We start from the raw sequence: 20,875 nt of genomic DNA on the forward strand, positions 1-20,875 counted from the left end.
AATTAAAAATGGATTTAAGAGAAAAGATAAGAATTATTGAAGATTTTCCCAAGAAAGGAATTAGCTTTAAGGATATAACAACTTTAATTAGTGATGGAGAAGCTTTAAGAGAGGCAATAAATCAAATAGCTGAACATTTAAAAGATAAACAAATTGATTTAATTGTAGGGCCAGAAGCAAGAGGCTTTATTTTTGGTGTACCTGTAGCATATGTTTTAGGAATAGGTTTTATACCAATAAGAAAGCCAGGCAAATTACCTGGTGAAACTATATCAATTAATTATGATTTAGAGTATGGTGAAGATCAATTACAAATTCATAAAGATGCAATAAAACCTGGACAAAGAGTAGCTATTGTTGATGATTTATTAGCAACAGGAGGAACTGTTGAAGGTGTTGCTAAATTAGTTGAACAAGCTGGTGGTGAAGTTGTTTCATTAGATTTTGCTATTGAATTGACAGAATTAAATGGAAGAGATAAATTAAAGAATTATGATGTCTTATCATTAGTGCAATATGATATCTAACAATTTGTGATTTTTAGGTTGGAAGGTATTCCATTTATTTTTAATGTCTTATTGAAAATAATTCTAAAATAATATATAATTATTAAAAAGTTAGGCTGGTTATTGAACCAGCCTTTGAATTTACATTTTAATAAAATTATAGAAGGAGAGCAATCCTTATGATTGATAAATTATTGGAAAAAATCAATAATAATTGTAATAATGTTGATATTGATATGGTAAAAAAGGCATACTATTTTGCAGAAGATGCTCATAAGGAACAAAAAAGGCAGTCAGGTGAACCTTATATAATTCATCCTATAGCAGTAGCGGAAATTTTAGCTGAATTAGGGATGGACACGAACACAATTGTTGCAGGACTTTTGCATGATGTAATTGAAGATACAGAGTTTTCATATGAAGAAACTGTAAAGTTATTTAATGAAGAGATTGGCAATTTAATTGAGGGGGTCACCAAACTTACAAGATTGGGAGAAATGGAATATAAGACAAAAGAGGAGCAGCAAGCAGATAATGTTAGGAAAATGCTTCTTGCTATGGCTAAAGACATAAGGGTAATAATTATTAAATTGGCAGATAGATTACATAATATGAGAACCCTTAAATTTATGCCAGAGAAAAAACAAAAAAATAAAGCAAAGGAAACTTTAGATATTTATGCACCACTTGCACATAGACTGGGTATGTCTAAAATTAAATGGGAACTTGAAGATTTATGTTTTAGATATTTGCATGAAAAAGAATATTATGAATTAGTTGATAGTATTGCTGAAAAAAGAGTTGAAAGAGAAACATATATAAAGGATATTGTTGATGATTTATATGCAAAACTTCAAGCAGCTGGAATAGAATCGGATATTGATGGAAGACCAAAGCATTTTTATAGTATTTATAAAAAAATGGTTAATAAAAATAAAAGTATTGAGCAGATTTTCGATTTAACAGCTATAAGAATATTAGTGAATTCAGTTAAGGATTGCTATGGAGTTCTTGGAATAGTACATACAATATATAGACCAATTCCAGGAAGATTCAAGGATTATATTGCCATGCCTAAACCAAATATGTATCAATCTTTACATACTACAGTTATTGGCCCTCAAGGAAAAACCTTTGAAATTCAAATTAGAACTTTTGAAATGCATAAAACTGCTGAATATGGTATTGCAGCTCATTGGAAATATAAAGAAGGCGATACAAGTAAAGGTGAAGATAAACAAAAAGACTTTGAGAAAAAACTTGTATGGCTTAGAGATATGTTAGAATGGCAAAAAGAAACTTCTGATGCGGAAGAGTTTATTGAAGGTTTTAAAATAGATTTATTTTCAGATGAAGTATTTGTATTTACTCCTAAAGGCGTAGTTATTAATTTGTGTAGAGATGCAACCCCTATTGATTTTGCGTATAGAATACATACTGATGTAGGAAATAAGTGTGTAGGAGCAAAGGTGAATGGTAAAATAGTACCTCTTGAATATACTCTTAAAACTGGAGAAATTGTTGAAATATTAACATCTCCTAATGCAAAAGGTCCCAATATGGATTGGCTGAATATAGCTAAGAGTAATCAATCGAAGAGTAAAATAAAACTTTGGTTTAAGAAAGCAAAAAAAGAGGAAAATATATTAAAAGGAAAAGAACTTCTAGAAAAAGAATTGAAAAAGCAAAGTGTTCATTATGCAGACATTGCTAAAGGTGAATTTTATGAAAAGCTCATAAAGAGATATAATATACATTCAATGGAAGATTTATATGCATTAATTGGTATTGGTGGCTTTTCTGTTTCAACACTTATTGTAAGGCTTAAAGAAGATAATGGTGTAGGTGTAGATAAAGCAGCTAAAGAAAAAGAAAATAAGGAAATCCTTAATAAAAGTATTGAGGAGCAAATTGCTAAAGCTACAAGAAGACCTGAAACAAATAGTTATGGTATAACAGTAAAAGGGGAAAGCAATCTAATGATTAGATTTGCGAAGTGTTGTAGTCCAGTCCCTGGTGATGATATTTTGGGATATATAACTAAAGGAAGAGGAGTATCGGTACATAGAAAAGATTGCAGTAATTTACAAAACTTAATAGACACTGATGCTGAGAGGGTTGTTGAAGTTAACTGGGGAACATCACAAGGCAATTCCTATGTTGCAGAGATTGAAGTTCAGGCAGAGGATAGAGATGGATTACTTGCTGATATAATGAGTGTTATAACTGAACTTAAGTTACAATTAAGTGCTGTAAATGCTAATTTAGCTAAGCAAGGCTATGCTATAATTAATGTTAAATTAAAAATCACATCTGTAGATAATTTAAAAGATTTAATGAAGAGATTAAAGAGATTAAAAGGCGTAACAGATGTTTATAGGGTCAATAGTTAATATTTATAAATATTGAAATTATACTATATGTATTTTGTACATGTAATTATTATTGAATTAATTTATTTAGAAGTGTTAAAATATAGGAAAGGTGAGACGACATGAGAGCAGTAGTGCAAAGAGTAACCTCATCTAGTGTTTCAGTTGATGGAAATATAATTGGTAAAATAGAAATGGGATTCAATGTTCTAATTGGAATTTCAAAAGATGATACCTTAGAAGATTTAAAATATATAAAAGATAAAGTTATTAATTTGAGAGTGTTTCAAGATGAAAATGATAAAATGAACTTATCCTTATTAGATGTGAAAGGTGAAATACTTGTAATCTCACAATTTACTTTGTATGGAGATTGTAGAAAAGGTAGAAGGCCTAATTTCATGGAAGCCCTAGGAGGAGAAGAAGCTAATAAGCTTTATGAGGAATTTTTAGAACTCCTTAGAACTTCAGGATTAAAGGTTGAATGTGGTGAATTTGGAGCCGAGATGAAGGTTGAAATTAATAATGATGGCCCTGTGACTATTTTATTAGACAGTAAAAGAAATTTTTAGGAGTGATAGAATTGATTATAAAAACAATTTTAGCAGGCATGTATGAAGAAAACTGTTACTTGGTAATGGATGAAGATACGAAAGAACTTGGAATTATAGATCCAGGAGGGCATGCAAATTCTATAATTAATGAAATAAATTTATTAGAAGGAAAACCTAAATTCATACTTTTAACCCATGGACATTTAGATCATGTAGATGGAGTAATAGAATTAGTAAATAATTTAAAAGTTCCATTTTATATTAACAAAGCAGATGAAGATTTGATGCAAAAAGATGATTTTGTATTTGGAACATTACCAAAGGCATCAGGATACTTAAGTGAAGGCGATACATTAACTTTAGGAAAGCATGAAATTAAAGTAATAGAAACTCCAGGACACACTCCAGGAGGAATATGTTTCTTAATTGATGATAATATTTTTACAGGAGATACTCTTTTTCAAGGTTCAGTAGGTAGGAGTGATTTCCCTGGTGGAAATGGAATGCAGTTAATAAAAAATATAAAGGAAAAATTACTGCCACTTGGTGATGGTATTAAAGTTTTTCCAGGGCATGGTCCAACATCTAATATAGGTTATGAAAAAAGGAATAATCCTTTTTTATAAATGGAATTTTAGTTGAGTAGCAGCATTTTTATAATATATGCATTTCAAAAAATGTTCAACATTTAACACTTTTCGAAGGAAATTAACATTCATTGAATATTGATAATTGCAATATATATGAATATGCTGTTAATAGCTTTAGTTTTGATAAATTGTCACAGTTTTAAGGAGCAATAATGGAAGTTAAAATTAATTTAAATAATTTAAAATATAGATATGAAGTATATCAATTATTTAATGTATATTTTTCAATGAGGGAAATTAGTTTTGTTGAAAAAGAAGAAGCAGATTATAATGTTTATATTGATGAAGAGACTTTAAAGTTTAAATATAAGGATTACTATAAAGAAGAATCTTTAGGAGAAGATATTAAAAATTCTCTTAGAAGATTTCTTTTTCTGTGTTTGAGAGATTTAACTAATGATATATATCCTTGGGGTATTTTAATTGGAATTAGGCCATCTAAAATAGCATTGAAACTTCTTAATGAAGGCCATTCAGAGGAAGAAGTAATTGAAATATTTAAGAAAAAGTATGTTGCTCATGCAGATAAGGCTAAGTTATGTATAAAAGTTGCAAAAGCTGAAGAGCGAATAGTTAATAAGGATAAAAATAATATAGCTGTTTATGTAGGAATGGCTTTTTGCCCAACCAAATGCTTATACTGCTCTTTTACCTCCAATCCAATTGGTATATATAAAAAGATGGTTAAGCCATATATAGAAGCCTTAATAAAAGAAATACAAGGCATGAGTGAGTATATTAAAGAAAAAAATCTTAATGTTGAATCAGTGTATTTTGGAGGAGGAACTCCAACAGCAGTAAATGATGAAGAATTTGCAGCTATTATGAAGGAAATCTATAATAATCTTATTAAGGATAACAAGGTTAAAGAATTTACAGTTGAATGTGGAAGACCAGATACCTTAACAAGGGAAAAGCTTAAAACCATGAAGGAATCTAAAGTTGATAGAATTAGTATTAACCCTCAGACTATGAATGATGATACTTTAAACTTAATAGGACGAACTCATTCATCAGAAGATATAAAAGAAAAATTCAAATTGGCTAGAGAGCTTGGCTTTAATGATATAAACATGGATATTATTATAGGCCTTCCAGGAGAAACTCATAAAGAGGTTCTACATACTAAAAATGAACTTATTAAGCTAAAACCTGATAGTATTACTGTTCATGGTTTAGCCTTAAAAAGAGGATCTCGAATGTATGAAGAATTTATATTGAAAAAAGGAATAGAAATCACACCTCAGGAAGAAATTATAAAAATGTATGAAGAAAGCAGAAATTTAGCAGAAAACTTAGGTATTTCACCATATTATATGTATAGACAAAAAAATATGGTTGGAAATATGGAGAATTTGGGGTATGCTAAAGAAGGCAAGGAATGCATTTATAATATTCAAATGATTGAAGAAAGACAAACAGTAATTGCATTAGGGGCTGCTGCAGTAAGTAAAGTAATATTTTTAGAGGAAGATAGACTAGAAAGATTCCCTAATCTAAAGGATCTTCATGAATATATATCAAGAATTGATGAAATGATTAAAAAGAAGAAGATGTTACTTGATACATTATATAATTAATGTTTAATTATCAATTGACTAATGAACATTTATATATAGTATGTTTATTTGCACTAATTAGTAATATTTGAGGAGGAAAAAACAAATGGCAATTGAAATGCAAGCACCAAAAGGTACGAAGGATATGCTTCCTGAAGATGCCTATAAGTGGCAATACATAGAAGGCGTATTTAGAAATGTTGCTAAAACATATGGAATTAGGGAAATTAGAACTCCAATGTTTGAACATACAGAATTATTTTTAAGAAGCGTTGGTGATACAACTGATATAGTACAAAAGGAAATGTACACTTTTAATGATAAAGGTGATAGAAGTATAACATTGAAACCAGAAGGAACTGCTTCAGCTGTTAGAGCTTTTGTTGAAAATAGATTATTTAACGAAGCTCAACCTACAAAGTTATATTATGTAACACCAGCTTTTAGATATGAAAATGTTCAAAAGGGAAGACTTAGACAATTTCATCAATGTGGAATTGAAGTTTTTGGTTCCAATGCACCTTCAATGGATGCAGAAGTTATAGCAGTAGCAATGGATACGTTGAAGAAATTAGGTTTAAAGAGTTTAAGCTTAAATATAAATAATTTAGGATGTCCAGAATGTAGACCTAAGTATAATGAAGCCTTAAAGAAGTTCCTACAAGAAAATTACGATGGTCTTTGTGATACTTGTAAGAGCAGATTTGAAAAAAATCCTATGAGAATTTTAGACTGTAAGGAAAAGAAATGTCACGAAATTACTAAAAATGCACCGATAATTTTAGATTATGTATGTGAAGAATGTGGTGATCACTTTGGAAAAGTTAAGGAATATCTTGATATTTTAGGACTTCCATATACAATAGATCCAGGTATAGTAAGAGGTTTAGATTATTATACAAAAACTATTTTTGAAATTTTAACTTCTGATTTTACTGTGTGTGGAGGAGGAAGGTATGATAAGCTTATAGAAGAGCTTGGCGGTCCAGACATGCCTGCAGTTGGTTTTGGAATGGGAATCGAAAGATTAATTATGACTTTAGAAAAAGAAAAAATTGAAATACCTAAGGAAACACTATTTGATTTATATATAGGTGCAAGAGGAGAGGCAGAAGGGAAGTTTGCCTTTAAGCTTGCTAATGACTTAAGAGGTCTAGGAGTTAAATGTGAAATAAATCATATGGGAAGAAGCATTAAAGCTGAAATGAAATATGCTAATAAATTAGGTGCAGCATATACTACTATTTTAGGTGAAGATGAATTAACTAACAAAAAGATTAATTTAAAGAGAATGAGTGATGGTGAAATTTTTGAAGTTTCATTAGATAATTTGGAGGAAATAGCTAAAGTAGTTAGATAAGATGAATTAGAACAATTTTTAGTAAAATATTGAAAAAAGTATGTTTTTCGATTACAATTATTAAGGCATATAAAAGTTAGGTATTAGTTAATTACTAATTAATTTTTATGTTGCATTAAAATTTAAAATGAATTGACAATTGATGATTAAAGCCATACTAAGGCAATCGCATGCCAATTTATAATATATAAATAAAGAAATCCCAAAGGGATTTCATCAAAAATTGTTAACTGTAAACTGTAAATTGTTAACTGTTAACTGACATAAATGGAGGTTTAGTAATGGGTGAATCTTTAAATGGATTAAAGCGTACAATGATGTGTGGTGAACCTAGAGAAGAACATGTTGGTAAAAAGATTACTTTAATGGGATGGGTTCAAAGAAATAGAAAGCTTGGAGCACTTGAATTTATTGATTTAAGAGATAAAACAGGTATAATGCAAGTAGTTTTCGGAGAGGAAATAAATGCTGAAGCTTTTGAAAAAGCAAAAGCAGTAAGATCTGAATACTGTATAGCTGTAACAGGTGAAGTTGTAAAAAGAGAAAGTGTTAATGAAAACATGCCAACTGGTTATGTTGAATTAAAATGCGAAGCTATAAAGATTCTTTCTGAATCTGAAACTCCACCAATATATATTAAAGAAGATTTAGATGCTGCTGAAAATATCAGATTAAAATATAGATATTTAGATTTAAGAAGACCTGATATGCAAAAGATTTTTGAAATCAGAAGTAAAACTACTAAAGCTATTAGAGATTACTTAGAAGAACATAACTTCTTAGATGTGGAAACTCCAATTTTAACTAAGAGTACTCCAGAAGGAGCTAGAGACTATTTAGTCCCTTCAAGAAACTATCCAGGAATGTTCTATGCACTTCCACAATCTCCACAAATATTTAAGCAGTTATTAATGGTATCTGGTTTCGACAGATATTATCAAATTGCTAAATGTTTTAGAGATGAAGATTTAAGAGCTAATAGACAACCTGAATTTACTCAAGTTGATATGGAATTAAGCTTTGTTGAACAAGAAGACATAATGGCTGTAAATGAAGGATTAATTGCTCATGTATTTAAAAAGGTAGCAGGTGTAGATGTCCAGCTTCCTATTAAGAGAATGACATTTAAAGATGCTATGGAAAAATACGGTTCAGATAAACCAGATTTAAGATTTGGAATGGAAATAACTGATATTACAGAAGACGTTAAAGATTTAGATTTTGTTGTGTTTAAATCTGCAATAGAAGCTGGAGGATCTGTTAGAGCATTATGCTTAAAGGGTGGAGCTGATCTAGGAAGAAAGCCTTTAGATAAATTAGGCGAATTTGTTAAAACCTATAAGGCAAAAGGTCTAGCATGGATTCAACTTAAGGAAGACGGTGTTAAATCATCAATAGCTAAATTCTTAACTGATGATGTGACTAATGCTATTGCAAAAACTATGAAGGCTGAAAATGGAGATGCTATTTTAATAGTAGCAGATAAGAATTCAGTTGTATTCCAAAGTTTAGGTGCATTAAGATTAGAACTTGCTAAACAATTTGAATTAATTAAAGATAAAAAGGAATTTAACTTTACTTGGATCACTGAATTCCCATTATTTGAATACAGTGAAGAAGAAGAAAGATATACAGCTTGTCACCACCCATTTACTGCACCAATGGATGAAGATTTAGAATTTATTGAATCAAATCCAGGTATTGTGAGATCTAAAGCTTATGATTTAGTATTAAATGGTGAAGAATTAGGTGGAGGATCTATAAGAATTCATGAAATGGCTCTTCAAGAAAGAATGTTTAAAGCATTAGGCTTTACAGAAGAACAGGCATGGGAAAGGTTTGGATTCTTGTTACAAGCATTTAAGTTTGGACCACCACCACATGGAGGCTTGGCATTTGGATTGGATAGAATGATAATGTTCTTAGCTGGAACAGAAAATATCAAAGATGTTATTGTATTCCCTAAAAACCAAAATGCATATTGCTATTTAAGTGAAGCACCAAATATTGCTGACGAAAAGCAATTGACTGAACTTGGAATTGGAATACTTCCTAAAGAAAATGATAAATAAAAATTAATTTTAAATAACTATGTTTAATTAATTATTAAGCATAGTTATTTTTTTGATTAAAATTTAAATTAAAAAGGTTGAAAAATATTTTGTTAGTTAACATATATGAGCATAGTAACTAAAAATGTATGTATTATTTTGTTTTAATATGTTATAATGTGGGTATATAATATAAGAAATGTTATTGGAGGTGATTAAATGGTAATTTCAAGTATGAATAATTATGCTAGTATGCAAAAATTACAAATGGCTATGATAAAAATGTCATCAGGTAGTAAAATTAACTCAGCAGCAGATGATGCAGCAGGTCTTTCAATTTCTCAAAAGATGTTGTCACAATCAAATGGATATTCACAAGCTAACGAAAATGCAGCAGATGCTCAAAATGCAAGTAATGTAGCAGAAGGTGGACTAAGTGGAATAGAAGACAGTCTTCAAAGAATTAGAGAGTTATCAGTTAAAGCAGGAAATGGTATATATTCTGATCAAGATAGAGCAATGATGCAAAAAGAAATTGATCAAGAAAAGGCATCAATTACAGATCAAGTTAAAGGAACTGAATTTAATACAATTAAAATGTTAGATAATAATTCAGACATAAATTTAGCTATAAATTCTAAAGGAAATGGAATGTCAATGAAAATGGTTGACACTTCACTAGAAACATTAGGAATTGCTGATTATGATGTTACTAAAAACTTTAGTATTGATGCTATTGATAAGGCTATAGCTAAGGTAACATCGGCTAGAAACAATTTTGGAACCACTAGTAACATATTAGATAAAGTAATTGATAGTAATGATATTACTAATCATAATCTTATGGCTTCAATGAGCAAAATAACTGATACTGATTATGCAAAATCATCAACTGACTTTAGTACTCAAAGTGCATTAAATCAATATAATTATATGGCATCACAGGCCAATATTCAGCAGTTCTCTTTATTAGCAAAAGTATAGAGAAAATAAATTTTATATTGATATCTAAGGCTTTTCTTACATTTTAGTAAGAAGGTCTTTTTTTTTTATGTGAATCATGGAATTTAAATAATTTGAAAGGATCGTGATAAGTAGGCTTATAAAAGAATGAAATATTTATTAATAATAAAATTGAAGATTATAAGATATATGCTATAATTAAATTCAATGTATAAACATAAAAATGGGGGATAAAAATGTTAGGAACAATAGTAAATGCATTAGCAATAATAGGTGGCTGTTTAGCGGGATTAATAGTAAAAGGACGACTAACTGAAAAGATAAGTTCAACCATAATGAATGGTTTGGCTTTATGTGTACTTTATATAGGAATATCAGGTGCTCTAAAAGGTAAGGATACTTTAGAAATCATAATTTGTATAGCATTAGGAGCCCTTATTGGAGAAATAATTGATTTAGATAAGAGACTTAATGATTTGGGAGATATGATTGAAAATAAAATAAATGGAAACAAAAAGAATAAAGAGAAAGAAAAGATTTCTATATCAGAAGGTTTTGTTACATCAAGTTTATTATTTTGTGTAGGAGCTATGGCAGTAGTTGGCTCACTTGAAAGTGGCCTCCAGGGGAATCATACAACTCTTTTTGCAAAATCAATACTAGATGGAGTGTCTGCAATAATATTTACATCCTCTCTTGGAATAGGAGTAATGCTGTCTTCAGTTGCAATTTTAATTTATCAAGGAAGTATAACACTACTTGCAGGTTGTCTTTCCACAGTACTTACAGATGGTGTAATCAGCAATATGTCTGCGGTTGGAAGCCTTTTAATTGTAGGACTTGCATTTAATATGCTTGGAGTAACTAAAATTAAGGTAGCTAATTTACTTCCAGCGATATTTATTCCGATAATCTATACCTTATTTTAACAAGAAATAAAAATTTAAAATAGAGTAAGTATTTAATAAAATCAAAATACTTACTCTATTTTTTTATTCGATATAGGTTGATGATAATGTTTACTTAATAAGTTTATAGGAGCAAGTTAATTAATTTCTGTAATAAATTTGTGGAATAAGTAATATTATTAGTAGCAGGTGACTAATACAAAGTTAACGTACTATTTGGAGAAAACAGAATAAAGAGTTTGTGAAGTCAGAGATAAAAATGTAAAGGGACATATTATACATTTATTTAGATAAAATTAGAAAACAGATTTATCAATATAATGAGGTGATCGTAATTGTATTTCAAAAAGGATGAAGCTTGGTATGTTTTATTTGTAAATACAAATCAAGAAGAAAAAGTAAAAGGAATTCTTGAAAAAGAAATTGGCGATAAGTATAAATTCATTATACCAACAAGAGAACTTAAGGAAAGAAAAAATGGAAAATGGCATTATGTTAGGCGAAAATTATTTCCAGGGTATATTTTTATAAAAACCTCAATGAATATTGATATGTACTATAAACTAAAAAATGCTCCTGGAATAATTAGATTGCTAAGGAGTGAAGATGAAATTTTAACAGTTTCTGAAGAGGAATTAAATATATTAAGTATGTTTTTAAGTAATAATGATATTAACATAGGAATTTCTGAATTATATAGGGATAAGGATATTATTAGAATAATTTCAGGACCTTTATTAGGATTAGAAGGGCAAATTGTAAAATTTAATTTTAGAAAATGCAGAGCAAAGGTAAATATCAATTTCATGAATGAAGTAAGAGTAGTGGAACTTGGTATTGAGCTAGTTGAAAAAATCTGAATTATAATTTGGGTGTTTCGGCCCCATAGAAAGATTAAGAGGTTATAGTTTGTTTTTGTAGCATAGCTAGAGTTATGTGAATGGGCGAAGCTATGCCTAGAGACATTATTTATCTTACAGATTGGAGAGGACTATTATTAATGAAAAAAAGAATTATGCATATAGTTCAATCAGCTGGAGGGGTTGAACGGTATATATTAATGTTATTGAAAAATATGGATTCTTCAAAATATGAAAATATTCTTGTATGTTCAAATGATTACAAAGAGGAAAACTATAATGGATTGGTTAATGCTTTTGAATGTATAAATATGATTAGGCCAATAAATATTGTATCTGATGTTAAGGCAATAATATATGTTAGAAGTATTATTAAAAAATATAAACCTAATATTGTGTACATGCATTCTAGTAAAGGTGGGGCAATAGGAAGAATCGCAAATATAGGTATCAAAAATAATAGCATTTATAATCCACATGGATGGTCCTTTAATATGGATTGTGATCCTAAGAAAAAAGCTATATATCGATGGACTGAGAGATTGCTCTCACGATTATGCAACATGATTATTGCAATTTCAGATTATGAGAAAAAAACGGCAATTGAAAATAAAATATGTCGCCCTGATAAAATTAGAGTTATTTATAATGGAACTGATATTGATGAATATATAAGGAAGAAAGATATTTATTCGCTAACAAGGGCTGATTTAGGAATACAAAATGATGCATATATTATAGGAACAGTAGGACGTCTTTCAAAACAGAAAGCTCCTGACACATTTATTAAAGCTGCAGGAATTATAAAGAAATATATTCCAAAGGCTTTTTTTTTGATGGTTGGAGATGGAGAGATGAAAAATGAAATTGAAGATCTGATAAGAAAAATGGATTTACAAAAGTCAGTATTAGTTACTGGATGGGTTAATGAGCCTATGGAATATATACGACTTTTTGATCAAGCAATGCTCTTATCCAGATGGGAAGGTTTTGGTTTAGTGCTAGCTGAATATATGCTTGCAAAAAAGCCGATTATTGCAACGAACGTTGATGCAATTTCAGATTTAATTACAGATAGGGTAAATGGACTTCTTGTAAAAATGGATGATATTGAGGCTATTGCACGAGCAAGTAAAGAGATATATGAAGATAAAGAGTTGGTTAATTTAATGATAAATAATAGTTTTAGGCTTGTGAATGAAAGATTTAATATAAAGAGAGTGGTTTCAGAACTTGAAACATTATTTAATAATAAATAAAGATTTTTTTCTTATAGATTTCAGCTTTTAAATTGGGAGGAATATGCGTGAAAAAAGTAGCAATTGTATCCTGTTACTTTATGAAAAATTATGGAAGTATGCTTCAAGCATATGCAACTCAGAAAATATTAGATAACTTTGGAGTTGAAAATGAAACAATTTGTATAAAGGGATTAGATAAAGAAATTAAATACAGGAAGATGAAATATTTTGCTAGTAAAGTTTTAGATATTGATACTGTAAGAAATAAATGGAGTTTTATTAAACATAGTATTTACAAAATTATTAATTTATATGGATTTAAAGATAAAATGAAGAAAAGAAGTGCTGCATTTGAAAAATTTTTGCCTTTGTTTCATATTTCAAGGGAGTATGCGTCTTTTAACCAATTAAAAAATGCAGTTAGCAGTTACTCTTCTGTAATTGTTGGAAGTGATCAATTATGGTTACCATCGAATATTTCAGCAGATTACTATACTTTGAATTGGGTTCCCTATGAAATAAAAAAGATTTCATATGCTACAAGCTTCGGAGTAGCACATTTAGAAGAAAAATTTCAGAATTTAGCAAAATCATTCTTAACACGGATTAATTATTTATCTGTTAGAGAGCTGTCAGGTAAAAAACTTATTAAAGAAATCACAGGGATTGATGCAAAAATTGTATGTGACCCTACACTTCTTTTCACAGCAGATGAATGGATGGATATTCAACCTATAGAAAGACTAATAAAAAAACCCTATATTTTCTGTTATTTTATTGGTAACAATAGAGAGCAGCGTAAATTTGTAAATAAGCTAAAAATTGTAACAGGTTATAAGATTGTTGCACTACTGCATATTGATGAATTTATAAGATACGATGAAGCTCTTGTGGATGAGGCTCCATATCATATAACACCTGGTGATTTTATTAACTTAATAAGAAATGCAGAGTATGTTTGTACCGATTCTTTTCATGGATCAGTTTTTTCAATATTAAACAAAAAGAAATTTTTTACTTTTAAACGCTTTAAAGCCAATAGAAAAGGCTCTACAAATTCTAGATTAGACTCATTATTTAATTTGTTGGGATTGGAAGAAAGAATGCTTTCTCCAAATGATGATGTGGAGCATTGTATTCATATGAAAATTGATTATGAAACAGTTCATAAAAAACTAAATAGTTTTAGAGAAGAGTCAAAAAAATATCTTAGAGAGGCGTTAGGAATATAAATGGTGGATAATTAATGATAACAATAACTGATAAATCAAAATGCTGTGGCTGTAATGCTTGTGCTAATATATGTCCTAAAATTTGTATAAAGATGAAAAGAGATGAAGAAGGATTTCTATATCCTGATATATGCCAAGATGAATGCATAAGTTGTAACCTTTGTGAAAGTGTTTGTCCTGAAATAAATGTAAGAGCAGAGGTACCTTTTAAGCAAGATGGATATATTGTACAAATTAAAGATGAAAACATTCGTAGAGAGAGCACTGCAGGTGGAGCCTTTTCTGCAATTGCTAGATATATAATCCAAAGTGGTGGTGTGGTCTTTGGAGTAGTGATGGATGATAAATTTTTAGCAAATCATACTTATGTTGAAAGTGAACTAGAATTACAGAAATATAGAAATAGTAAATATGTTCAAAGTTTTGTTGGTGAATCGACTTTTAAGCAGGTTAAAGAATTTTTAAATAAAGGCAGAACGGTATGCTTCAGTGGCACTCCATGTCAGATTGAAGGGTTGAAGCTTTTTTTAAAGGAGGACTATAAAAAGCTCATTACAGTTGATGTGGTATGCCGTGCAGTTCCATCACCCCTTGCATTTGAGAAATATATAGAGCTTCAGAATAAATGCTTAGGCACTGATATAATAAATGTTCGATTTAGGGATAAATACTTTGGTTATAAATATTCTACAATGAATATCTGTACTGCAAAGAATAATGTAAGTTATCACCGTGGAATTGAATCTGACCCTTGGCTCAGAGCTTTTTTTTCAGGAATCTGCAATCGACCGTCATGTTATGAATGCAGTTTTAGGAAAAGATATAGGGTAAGTGATTTTACTATTTGGGATTGCTTTTCTGTTCGTAATTTCTCGAAAAAAATGGATGATGATAAGGGGACTACGAGAATGTTAGTTCATACGAGTAAAGGAAGAGAGCTATTTGACAAGATAAAAGAAGAAATAAAGTATGTTGAATTGAATTCAGATGAAATTGTTAATGGAGTTAAGGAGATTTTTGAACCATCTAAGCAAAATCCAAAGAGGGATGAGTTTATGGCAGATTTAAATATACTGGATGCGGAAAAACTATTTAAAAAGTACTTTCCCAATACGATAAAAGTTAAAATTAAAAGATTTATAAGAATTGCTTTATATAAATTGAGAATATACAAGTTTGTAAAAAATCTTTATTCAATTATTCTAAAAAAATAGGTGGAATAATTAAATAAATAATAGGAAGGAGAATTTGTGCTATATAGAAGTAGTACGTAATATATATGAAATTGATGTTTATACATGGTGGAACAAAATTGAAGGAAGATGCTTCTGGAAACTTATATACCGATGGAAATTTTAATAATAAAATATGGGATAGATATCGTGTATTTTGTGATGATTTGCAAGTGTTATTGCGAAAAGAAGCTAAAATTTATGATAAGGACTATGCAATTAACAAATTTAATAAATTAGATAAAGATAGAGTCGAGTGTATTCCAATGCCAGAAATATATGCACCTGTGAAAAATTACTTCAATTTTGGGATTAGGCGAAAAGTAAAGAGTATAATTGAGAATTCTATTGAGCAATGTGATTATGTCATTGTTAGATCAGCATCAAATTATTATTGTATTCAAGCTATAAAGATAGCTAAGAAATATAATAAACCATATTTGGTAGAAGTAACTGGGATTGCCTTTCATGCCAATTGGTATCATAGCATAAAAGGAAAGCTTGTTGCTTTTTATTCTGAAATGTGTGTTAAGCATTATGTTGGTCAAGCTCCTTATGCAATTTATGTAACAAATGAAGTTCTTCAAAAGAGATATCCTTGTAAGGGAAGAACTCTTGGCTGCTCAGATGTTGAGTTAACTTATGTTAATGAACAAGTTTTAGAAGATAGGCTTAATAGAATTGAGAATGAGAAAACAAAAATTATAATTGGAACTGCTGCATTTTTAAATGTGAAGTGGAAGGGACAAGAATATGTTATCCGTGCTTTAGCAAAATTAAAAAAAATGGGTATTGATAATATAGAGTATCAATTAATTGGAGTAGGAGATAAAACATATCTTCAAAATATAGCTAATAAGTATAAAGTTTTAGACTGTGTGAAAATATTGGGAGGTAAGCCTCATGATGAGGTTTTTGAATGGTTAGATTCAATAGATATATATATTCAACCAAGTTTTCAAGAAGGGCTTTGTAGGGCTTTAGTTGAAGCTATGAGTAGAGCGTGCCCTATAATATGTTCTAATGTAGGTGGTAATAAGGAACTTGCAAATAAAGAATTACTTTTTAAAAAGGGGAATGTCAACGATATTGTTAAGACGATTAATAAGATAATTGACAAGAATCTTCAGAGACAAGAAGTTGTTAGAAGTTTTGAAAAAGCAAAAGAATATAAAAAAGAAATATTAGATAAAAAGCGAAATGATTTTTATTTAGAGTTCATTAAAAGAAAATAAGGAGAATAATTATAAGTATGAAAATTTCTGTTGTAATGGCAACTTATAATGGTGAAAAATTTATAATTGAACAATTAGAGTCAATAATTAACCAGACTGTATTACCTGATGAAGTAATCATATGTGATGATAAATCCGAGGATTTAACAATTACAATAATAGAGGATTTTATTAAAAAGAATGACTTAATTGGATGGAAGGTATATGAAAATTCTTTTAACTTAGGTTATTCAGCTAATTTTAGTAGAGCATTAAAATTAGCAACAGGAGATTTGATTTTTTTAGCAGATCAAGATGATATATGGTTAAAGGATAAAATACAAATTATGTCTGAAGTAATGAATAGGCATTTAGAAATAGATTTATTAGCTTCGAATGTTATTCCATTCTATATGGACGAAAAATCCAATAAAGTAAACTATGAAAGAATTGGAATAAAATCTTTAGTAAAAATTCCTTTTAGCAGCCGTTGGATTAAACCTGTGAGACCTGGTTGCTCCTTTTGCATACGGAAGAATTTATTAAAGGATTATTATAAAATATGGTTTAATAAATATCCACATGATTGCTTGTTATGGGGACTTGCAAATTTAAATAGCAGTTCCTATTTAATTAATAGAAACACAATTAAATATAGAAGGCATGGCTTAACTGCTTCTAACAGAGGTAATAAACAGTTAGATTATAGGCTTGTTAATATAAAAAATGAAATTGTAATAGCCAAAAGAATGCTTAGCTATTTAACATCAAAAAATAATTTCAATGATAATAAAAAAAAATTTATACGAAAGCAAAAAGAAGTTTATGAAAAAAGATACAATGCTCTAATTTCAAACAATCTATTCTCAGCGATAAAGCTATTATTAAATATTAAGTATTATGCAAGAATTAGATTTTGGCTTACTGATTTATATTATATTTTACAGAAGAATTAGAAGAAGGATTTATTATAAAATACTAATAATTTAAATTGAGGAATTAGTTATGATATATATTTTACTTTTTACAATGATATTATTTTTAGTGTTATCATATAGGGTTTTTGATAGAGATATTATTTCGCCATCAGTAATAGTTTGTATAATGTTTATTATTTGTATTACTTTTGCTACTTATAATATTGATAATTGGGGAATTGATTATCAATTTAAAACTTACATGATACTTTTTCTAGGATTACTCAGTTTTATAATCACTGGAATTATTATTAATTATGCTTGTAAGATAAGTTTAAGAAAAAAAATAAATAAGAACTATAATAATGAGTTAAAGCTATATTATTTGGATAAAAAGATAATGTTTATTTTTTTAGTAATAGATATTGGCACAACTTTTTTTTATTTTAAAGAAGTATATAGGATTTCTCTTTTGGCAGGAAATGACTTGGGATATTTAGGAATGATGAGTTACTATAGAGGTTATGTTGCATATAATTCATTAGCTGAGGGGATTCCAACCTTGCTAACAGAATTTGTTAAATTATGTACTGCTTTAGGCTTTGTTTCTATATATATTTTTATTTATAACTCAATAATTAAAAGAGATTTCAAGAGGGATGGATATTTAATAATATTTATATTATTGACAATGATTCAAACAGTATTAGGCGGAGGCAGAGGAACAATTTTATGGTTATTTTCAACAGCATTTGTAGCAAGCTATATAACTGTAATGAGAAAGCGAAATTGGAAGGGATATATTAATTCTAAATATATAAAAGATGGAATTTTAATACTTATAGTTTTGCTATTTGGCTTTTATTTTCTAAAAAATTTAATAAGAATTTTTAATACTACTGATTCTATTGTTGATTATATTTCAGCCTATGCAGGAGGATCAATTCAATTATTTGATTTATATATAAAAGATCCAATACTACCTTCGAAATTAGTGGGACAAGAATCCTTTGTTGGTATATATAATACCTTGGATAAATTAGGTTTTATGGATATAGCATCATTTTATCCTAATAATTCAAACTTGGAGTTTAGATTATCAAATGGAATTAGTATAGGAAATGTTTATGGTGCTTTTCGAAGATATTATCACGATTTTGGAATAGTAGGAGTCTGTGGTTTACAAATGATATGCTCAGCATTTTACCATATATATTATAACAAGATTAGGACTTTTAATAAAAGCCATAAATCAGATTTCTATATTTTATTATACTCATATTTAACATATCATCTTTTTATGATGCCAATAGATGATATCTTTTTTAAAAATTTTATTTCTTTAAATTGTATCACAACAGTAATTTTATTATATGTTGTATACCATATCATGAGTAATGTGAAAATCAAATGGTAGATATTATAGTATAACAAGAATAAAAGTGAAAAACTATAGTTTGGTCGATAGAGTAAAGGCTGTAAATAGGAAGTTTAAAATTAATTTATAAGGGGCTAATATAAGTGAGTTTATTTAGAAAAATAAAATATGCAATAGATAAATTTTATATACGGAGATATTGGAGAAAAATTAATAAACACAATTATACAAGATTAGGAATAATAAGCAATCCTATGTATATTAATTTAATTAAGAATGGACATGTCATAATTGGTAAGAATACATATGGACAAATTAATATTCACTCATCAGGAAATATTAATGAATATTTGTGCATAGGTTCTAATTGTTCTATATCTGGTTATTCTGATTTTTTATTGGGAGGAGAGCATAACTATAAATGTATAACAATGTATCCATATAAGGTAAGAAAGTTTAATTATTTATTTGAAGCATTAACTAAAGGTCCACTTATAATAGATGATGAGGTTTGGATTGGAGATAAAGCTCTTATTCTATCAGGGGTGCATATTGGAAAGGGTGCAATTGTTGCTGCTGGAAGTGTTGTTGTTCATGATGTACCACCATATGCAATTGTTGGTGGTAATCCTGCAAAAGTAATAAAATACAGATTCTCAAGTACAATAATTAATAAAATAATGTCTATTAATTTGAGTGAAATGAATATATCAATTGAGGATATAGAATATCTTTATAAAAATATAACAGAAGAAAATGTTGATGAATTAGTAGAATATTTTAAAAGAAAATCATAAGGTTAGGCAGTTAAATGTAGATCTTAATAGAACTTAGTATATCAAAAGGAGTTTTGTATGAAAAAAATAAAAAAAATTTTTTTAGTCTTAAAGCAAGATTTGTTACTAGCAAGATACTTTGGGATTAAAATAGCCTTTATAGATTTTATACGAAGTTTTATACTTCGAGGGAAAAGTGAATTTGGTAAGAAACTAGAATTTTATAAATATGAAAATATAAAAAAGTGGTTGAGCAAAAAGTATGGATATATAATCGAAAAATATAAAAATAATGAATTTTCACAGTTAGAATGCAATATTAAAGAAGATGCTCCTATTTGGGTTTTTTGGTGGCAAGGTATAGAAGATGCGCCTAAAGTAGTAAAAATGTGCATTGAAAGAATTAAAAAATATTCTGGGTCCCATCCAGTGATCATTCTTACAAAAAATAATTATAGTAAATATGTTGATTTGCCAGAGTATATTATAGAGAAGTTTAACAAAAAATATTTTACTATTACTCTTTTTTCAGATGTCTTACGGTTAGCATTATTATATAAACACGGTGGCATTTGGATGGATGCAACATTATATTTAACTAATAATATTAGTGATGAGCTATGCAATTATAGTTTTTATACTATTAGACATGAAACAAATAGTGATTATCATGTTTGCAAAGGTTTGTGGACTGGTTTTTTCTTAGCTGTAAACAAAGGAAATATGGCATTTAAATATTTTCGTGATATATTTTTTGAATATTTAAAAAATGAGAATATGATGATTTGCTATTTACTAATTGATTGCATAATTGCATTGGGATATGAGAATATACCAATTATACATCAAATGATTGAAGATGTACCAAAAAACAATATTAAAGTTTTTGACTTGCAGACTATTTTAGATAAAGAGTACTCAAGTGAAATATACGAGGATATGCTCAGAAAGTCAAAAATATATAAGTTAACATATAGAATAAAATTCCCAAGTATAAGAAATGGGAAATTAACCTTTTATGGATATTTAATGAATAATTCTAACCAGATGTTAGACGATTATAATAGAAATTTTAAATATAATTAATTTCTGAGGAAATATA

General features: G+C 28.6%; 18 protein-coding genes. All 18 read left to right on the plus strand.

Translation table 11 applies throughout. The features are described 5' to 3' along the window. Window positions 1-8 precede the first annotated feature (8 nt). Window positions 9-527 carry an adenine phosphoribosyltransferase gene (locus L3B98_RS05900; protein ID WP_238915948.1) on the plus strand — a complete coding sequence of 173 codons (519 nt, stop codon included), beginning with the start codon at window positions 9-11 and terminating at the stop codon, window positions 525-527. A gap of 158 nt (window positions 528-685) precedes the next feature. Continuing rightward, window positions 686-2,899, plus strand: coding sequence for a bifunctional (p)ppGpp synthetase/guanosine-3',5'-bis(diphosphate) 3'-pyrophosphohydrolase (locus tag L3B98_RS05905; RefSeq protein ID WP_238915949.1), 2,214 nt, complete (start codon window positions 686-688; stop codon window positions 2,897-2,899). Window positions 2,900-3,000: 101 nt separating this feature from the next. Next, window positions 3,001-3,450 (plus strand): D-aminoacyl-tRNA deacylase, encoded by a 450-nt coding sequence (gene dtd / locus L3B98_RS05910; protein WP_015392651.1) that lies wholly within the window; start codon window positions 3,001-3,003, stop codon window positions 3,448-3,450. Between the two features lie 11 nt (window positions 3,451-3,461). Further along, window positions 3,462-4,058 carry an MBL fold metallo-hydrolase gene (locus L3B98_RS05915; RefSeq protein ID WP_077362707.1) on the plus strand — a complete coding sequence of 199 codons (597 nt, stop codon included), beginning with the start codon at window positions 3,462-3,464 and terminating at the stop codon, window positions 4,056-4,058. 176 nt (window positions 4,059-4,234) lie between these two features. Next, window positions 4,235-5,662 carry a coproporphyrinogen III oxidase gene (locus L3B98_RS05920; RefSeq protein WP_238915950.1) on the plus strand — a complete coding sequence of 476 codons (1,428 nt, stop codon included), beginning with the start codon at window positions 4,235-4,237 and terminating at the stop codon, window positions 5,660-5,662. Window positions 5,663-5,747: 85 nt separating this feature from the next. Continuing rightward, a complete protein-coding gene (gene hisS, locus L3B98_RS05925) occupies window positions 5,748-7,001 on the plus strand; it encodes a histidine--tRNA ligase (RefSeq protein WP_015392654.1) in 1,254 nt (417 codons plus the stop codon). Window positions 7,002-7,282: 281 nt separating this feature from the next. Next, entirely contained in the window at window positions 7,283-9,073 is a 1,791-nt protein-coding gene (gene aspS, locus L3B98_RS05930) for an aspartate--tRNA ligase (protein WP_015392655.1), read from the plus strand. Between the two features lie 198 nt (window positions 9,074-9,271). Further along, window positions 9,272-10,036, plus strand: coding sequence for a flagellin (locus L3B98_RS05935; RefSeq protein WP_238915951.1), 765 nt, complete (start codon window positions 9,272-9,274; stop codon window positions 10,034-10,036). Between the two features lie 215 nt (window positions 10,037-10,251). Beyond that, on the plus strand, window positions 10,252-10,944 hold the full coding sequence (locus tag L3B98_RS05940; RefSeq protein ID WP_238915952.1) for a DUF554 domain-containing protein: 693 nt from the start codon (window positions 10,252-10,254) through the stop codon (window positions 10,942-10,944). A 314-nt stretch (window positions 10,945-11,258) separates the two neighbouring features. Next, window positions 11,259-11,783, plus strand: a complete 525-nt coding sequence (loaP, locus tag L3B98_RS05945) for an antiterminator LoaP (protein ID WP_077362715.1) — start codon at window positions 11,259-11,261, stop codon at window positions 11,781-11,783. Between the two features lie 140 nt (window positions 11,784-11,923). Beyond that, window positions 11,924-13,042 (plus strand): glycosyltransferase family 4 protein, encoded by a 1,119-nt coding sequence (locus tag L3B98_RS05950; RefSeq protein WP_238915953.1) that lies wholly within the window; start codon window positions 11,924-11,926, stop codon window positions 13,040-13,042. Between the two features lie 47 nt (window positions 13,043-13,089). Further along, window positions 13,090-14,256 (plus strand): polysaccharide pyruvyl transferase family protein, encoded by a 1,167-nt coding sequence (locus L3B98_RS05955; protein WP_238915954.1) that lies wholly within the window; start codon window positions 13,090-13,092, stop codon window positions 14,254-14,256. Between the two features lie 14 nt (window positions 14,257-14,270). Further along, the gene (locus L3B98_RS05960; RefSeq protein ID WP_238915955.1) at window positions 14,271-15,470 is read left to right on the plus strand and encodes a Coenzyme F420 hydrogenase/dehydrogenase, beta subunit C-terminal domain; all 1,200 of its coding nucleotides are present in this window, start codon (window positions 14,271-14,273) and stop codon (window positions 15,468-15,470) included. 98 nt (window positions 15,471-15,568) lie between these two features. Further along, window positions 15,569-16,723 (plus strand): glycosyltransferase, encoded by a 1,155-nt coding sequence (locus L3B98_RS05965; RefSeq protein ID WP_238915956.1) that lies wholly within the window; start codon window positions 15,569-15,571, stop codon window positions 16,721-16,723. Between the two features lie 17 nt (window positions 16,724-16,740). Next, entirely contained in the window at window positions 16,741-17,658 is a 918-nt protein-coding gene (locus tag L3B98_RS05970) for a glycosyltransferase (protein WP_015392663.1), read from the plus strand. 49 nt (window positions 17,659-17,707) lie between these two features. Further along, a complete protein-coding gene (locus L3B98_RS05975) occupies window positions 17,708-19,036 on the plus strand; it encodes an O-antigen polymerase (RefSeq protein WP_238915957.1) in 1,329 nt (442 codons plus the stop codon). A gap of 104 nt (window positions 19,037-19,140) precedes the next feature. Further along, on the plus strand, window positions 19,141-19,794 hold the full coding sequence (locus tag L3B98_RS29075; RefSeq protein WP_238915958.1) for a CatB-related O-acetyltransferase: 654 nt from the start codon (window positions 19,141-19,143) through the stop codon (window positions 19,792-19,794). A gap of 57 nt (window positions 19,795-19,851) precedes the next feature. Beyond that, window positions 19,852-20,859 carry a capsular polysaccharide synthesis protein gene (locus L3B98_RS05985; RefSeq protein WP_238915959.1) on the plus strand — a complete coding sequence of 336 codons (1,008 nt, stop codon included), beginning with the start codon at window positions 19,852-19,854 and terminating at the stop codon, window positions 20,857-20,859. The last annotated feature ends 16 nt before the right edge of the window (window positions 20,860-20,875 follow it).

It is taken from the genome of Clostridium sp. YIM B02555 (assembly GCF_022320955.1).
Taxonomy (GTDB): domain Bacteria; phylum Bacillota; class Clostridia; order Clostridiales; family Clostridiaceae; genus Clostridium; species Clostridium saccharoperbutylacetonicum.

Excerpts from the sequence above, each read along its gene's own strand:
- L3B98_RS05970 (WP_015392663.1), top strand. The coding sequence starts at position 16,741 with ATGAAAATTTCTGTTGTAATGGCAACTTATAATGGTGAAAAATTTATA.
- L3B98_RS05950 (WP_238915953.1), top strand. The coding sequence starts at position 11,924 with ATGAAAAAAAGAATTATGCATATAGTTCAATCAGCTGGAGGGGTTGAA.
- L3B98_RS05920 (WP_238915950.1), top strand. The coding sequence starts at position 4,235 with ATGGAAGTTAAAATTAATTTAAATAATTTAAAATATAGATATGAAGTA.
- L3B98_RS05900 (WP_238915948.1), top strand. The coding sequence starts at position 9 with ATGGATTTAAGAGAAAAGATAAGAATTATTGAAGATTTTCCCAAGAAA.
- L3B98_RS05935 (WP_238915951.1), top strand. The coding sequence starts at position 9,272 with ATGGTAATTTCAAGTATGAATAATTATGCTAGTATGCAAAAATTACAA.
- L3B98_RS05960 (WP_238915955.1), top strand. The coding sequence starts at position 14,271 with ATGATAACAATAACTGATAAATCAAAATGCTGTGGCTGTAATGCTTGT.
- L3B98_RS05975 (WP_238915957.1), top strand. The coding sequence starts at position 17,708 with ATGATATATATTTTACTTTTTACAATGATATTATTTTTAGTGTTATCA.
- aspS (WP_015392655.1), top strand. The coding sequence starts at position 7,283 with ATGGGTGAATCTTTAAATGGATTAAAGCGTACAATGATGTGTGGTGAA.
- dtd (WP_015392651.1), top strand. The coding sequence starts at position 3,001 with ATGAGAGCAGTAGTGCAAAGAGTAACCTCATCTAGTGTTTCAGTTGAT.
- L3B98_RS05905 (WP_238915949.1), top strand. The coding sequence starts at position 686 with ATGATTGATAAATTATTGGAAAAAATCAATAATAATTGTAATAATGTT.
- L3B98_RS05985 (WP_238915959.1), top strand. The coding sequence starts at position 19,852 with ATGAAAAAAATAAAAAAAATTTTTTTAGTCTTAAAGCAAGATTTGTTA.
- hisS (WP_015392654.1), top strand. The coding sequence starts at position 5,748 with ATGGCAATTGAAATGCAAGCACCAAAAGGTACGAAGGATATGCTTCCT.
- L3B98_RS05940 (WP_238915952.1), top strand. The coding sequence starts at position 10,252 with ATGTTAGGAACAATAGTAAATGCATTAGCAATAATAGGTGGCTGTTTA.